This window comes from Arhodomonas sp. KWT, from assembly GCF_010993615.1.
Genome location: NZ_WNXE01000428.1, coordinates 1 through 1,465 on the forward strand (window position 1 = coordinate 1; position 1,465 = coordinate 1,465).

Genomic DNA, 1,465 nt, shown 5'->3' on the forward strand with positions numbered 1-1,465 from the left:
ACGCACCCGCGCGAACCGGCGCTTGCCGACCTGGATCACCATCGGGCCTCCGGCACCCAGGGTGAGCCCGCGGTCCTCCACGCGCTCGCCATCGATACGCACCGCACCCTGCTTGATCATGCGCAGGGCCTCGGAGGTACTGGGTGTCAGCCCCGCCTCCTTGAGGACGCTGGCGATACCGAGACCATCACCGGAGACGTCCAGATCGACCTCCGGCATCTCCTCCGGCATCGCCCCCTTCTGGAAACGCGCTATGAAGGATTCCCGCGCGCGCGAGGCGGCCGCCGTATCGTGGAACCGCCCCACCAGCTCCTCGGCCAGCTCGAACTTCACATCCCGGGGGTTACGCCCCTCGGCAACGGACTGGCGCAGCCGCTCGATCTCGGCGAGTGGGCGGAAGGTAAGCAGCTCGAAGTAGCGCCACATGAGATCGTCGGAGACGGACATGAGCTTGCCGAACATATCATCGGCGCCCTCGCGGATGCCGACGTAATTGCCCAACGACTTGGACATCTTCTGCACGCCGTCGAGCCCCTCGAGGATGGGCATGGTCAGGATGACCTGCGGGCGCTGTCCGTACTCGCGCTGGATCTCGCGGCCGACGAGGAGATTGAACTTCTGGTCCGTACCGCCGAGTTCGACATCCGCCTCCAGCGCCACCGAGTCGTAGGCCTGGACCAGCGGATAGAGGAACTCGTGAACCGCGATCGAGCGATTGTCCTCGTAGCGCTTGTGGAAGTCGTCGCGCTCGAGCATCCGCGCCACGGTATACTTGGCCGCCAGCCGGATCATGCCCTCCGCCTTCATCGGCCCCATCCAGCGGGAATTGAACTCCACGCGCGTGCGTTCGGGATCAAGGATGCGGAAGATCTGCTCCTCGTAGGTACGTGCGTTCTCGCTGATCTGCTCCGGGGTGAGGGCCGGGCGGGTGGCCGTCTTGCCGGAAGGGTCGCCGATCATGCCGGTGAAGTCGCCGATCAGGAAGATGACCTCGTGGCCGAGGTCCTGGAACTGGCGGAGCTTGTTGATGAGCACCGTGTGCCCGAGATGAAGGTCCGGCGCGGTGGGGTCGAACCCCGCCTTGATGCGCAGCGGACGCCCCTCCTCCAGGCGTGCCCGGAGGTCATTCTCCGGCAGTATTTCCTCGGCACCGCGCCGCAGTATCGCGAGCGATTCCTCAATCGTGCTCATGCTCGACTCCGCGTTGTCTCTGGTAACTGAGGCGGACGTCACGCCCGCCGACCCGCGCGACATGTTACTCAATCGCACTGGCCGGGCGTTACTCCCACGCCCGCGCGTTGACTGAATTGTGGCTTCGGGCTAACGTTCGGAGCTTATAGGCTGAGGATCGTTCCATGAAGACACGCCGCCGCAACAAGGACAGTCTGGCCAGCCTGTCCAACCGTCGGAAGCGTCCCCGCCGCATCCATCACGCACTCGCCCTGTCCGTCGCGGTCGTCACCGG

The 1,465-nt window shown here is 65.2% G+C and carries 1 protein-coding gene; it reads right to left on the bottom strand.

Annotation, left to right across the window (positions count from 1 at the left end; genetic code table 11):
* A partial coding sequence (tyrS, locus tag G7A99_RS19595; RefSeq protein WP_163143391.1) for a tyrosine--tRNA ligase occupies positions 1–1,191 on the bottom strand: 1,191 nt, incomplete at its 3' end.
* Positions 1,192–1,465: the final 274 nt, after the last annotated feature.